This window comes from Streptomyces sp. NPDC048275, from assembly GCF_040652275.1.
Lineage (GTDB): Bacteria > Actinomycetota > Actinomycetes > Streptomycetales > Streptomycetaceae > Streptomyces.
In genome coordinates, this window is record NZ_JBEZLR010000242.1 from 1 (window position 1) to 1829 (window position 1829).

Below are 1829 nucleotides of genomic sequence, written 5' to 3' on the forward strand. Positions count from 1 at the left end.
GTTTTGATCTAGACAGTCCAGATCATCGCAGGTGGGAGGCACCCTTCTTCCGCCGGAGCGTCAGGTCACGGCCTCAGCTGAACACATGAGGTCAATGACTGCCGTCAGGCGTGGAACCCAGGCCTACACCTAGGCCCTGCAGCGGGTCATCGAGGCGAAGCGGGAGGACTGTGAGCTGCCGGAGATGCCCGAGCCGGAGACCAGGCCGGGCCAGCTAGTGGACCTGATGGTCGCCCTGAATGAGTCCGTCGCCAACGCGAAAGCCTCCCGCGGCGAGGACGCTGAGGCCGACGTGCACGAGCTGCCGAAGACGAAGGCGCATGTCCCCGTCGCCAACGTCGGAGACCGAGGGCACGCCGACCCGTCACGCGCACTCCACTTCGATGCCTACGGGTGTCCAGTCTGAGGGACCCCGGTCGCCGACCGCCCTGACTTGGAAGCAATGCTTGACCTTTGGGTCCAGGTCGGACCATGAGAATTTGGTGGTGTTCGGCGCCAGGCGTACGGTCGTTTGAGGCTGGGTCTCGCGGATTTCGGTATTGCGGATTTCGTAACCGGTTTCATTGGAGGCGTTGTCCTGCCACGTCACGGTAACGGTCTTTCTGCAGTTCGCTCCAAAAACTGCGCAAAGGCCGCGAGTGGGGAGCACCTCGGCGATCACGCCCGAAGGTTCGTTCGGGCGTCCAACGTCAGCTCCGATGGTATGAGTCACGGTAAAACTCGCCGTGACCTTATCGTACGAAAGTGGCTCTCCATTCTGCTCGATTAGGTGCCAGCTCACCTCTTTACCCATGGCGATTGTTCGGGACCGAGGGAGCTGGATTCCGTCGAGGTCATTATTGTTGCAGGTCGACTCCTCGTGCAGGTATAGCCCTGGCCTCGCGTAAAGCGTTTCGGAGTTGTTGAGTCGCAGCTCGATAGACAGAGTGCCCCTTGTCTCACCGCCGGCGCACTGCTCGATGACTGGCCACGCTTTAGGTTTATCATGTGTAAGGTTGACCACTTCTCTGAAAAAGCGGACCGCATCATCTCCTCCATAGTCGTCCACATGCAAAGACCCTGCGATAACGACAGCGTGAGTGTTGCGTGCCGTAGCAGGCTCCGTCATACCCACGAACAGAATGGGAGTCAGCAGAACCGCAGCCGCCATAGCATGTCCAAGCTTCATCTCTAAACCTCACACATCTTGCACCCAGCTCGAAGGGCACCGTGGCGCCGGTCACGTCCCACCATGTGCCACCATGTGGTGTAGCCGCGATCACGGCGAAGATGCAGGTCGCGCACACCATCAGTCAGCCCGAAACTCGTGGTCACCTGACTCCCCATCAGGCAGGGGTGTGGTCGCGATGACGGGCGCGGAGGCTCACGGGGCTGGCCTTGGCGAGAGTCGCGTCACCATCGGCAACGCCGCGCCGCAGTGCTCCCCTGCCGACAGACCGTCAGACCCGCGCAGTCGGCGGGTACTTAATCCAGCCGACGACCTGCGCTTTCACTGTGATCGCCGCTACACCACTCGGGGGGACACCATCGCGGCGCCGACGGGAGCATTCGATGTAGCCCGTATCACCAGAATCCCACCGTGGCAACTCTCGCGCATCTCGGAGACGGTCCGGCGGCAGGCAGAATCGCATTAATAGTTGAATGATGCAGGAATTTGTGTGACCGGCGGGGTATTACTCGAGGATTCCCAACTCGATGTCCGTCCGGCAGCGCGGGCCAGGGCTGATGCGTTCCCAGATTTCAAGATCGAGTAGTTGGAGTGCGTGGTCGGTTCGTGACCGATAGTGGTCGGTGGCGGCGGCGATGTTTGTCCATCCGGCCTGGCGGAT

1 protein-coding gene is annotated in these 1829 nt (G+C 61.0%); it reads right to left on the bottom strand.

The genetic code is table 11. The features are described 5' to 3' along the window. Positions 1-364: 364 nt before the first annotated feature. Positions 365-1168, bottom strand: coding sequence for a fibronectin type III domain-containing protein (locus AB0D57_RS47640; RefSeq protein WP_362088760.1), 804 nt, complete (start codon positions 1166-1168; stop codon positions 365-367). Positions 1169-1829: the final 661 nt, after the last annotated feature.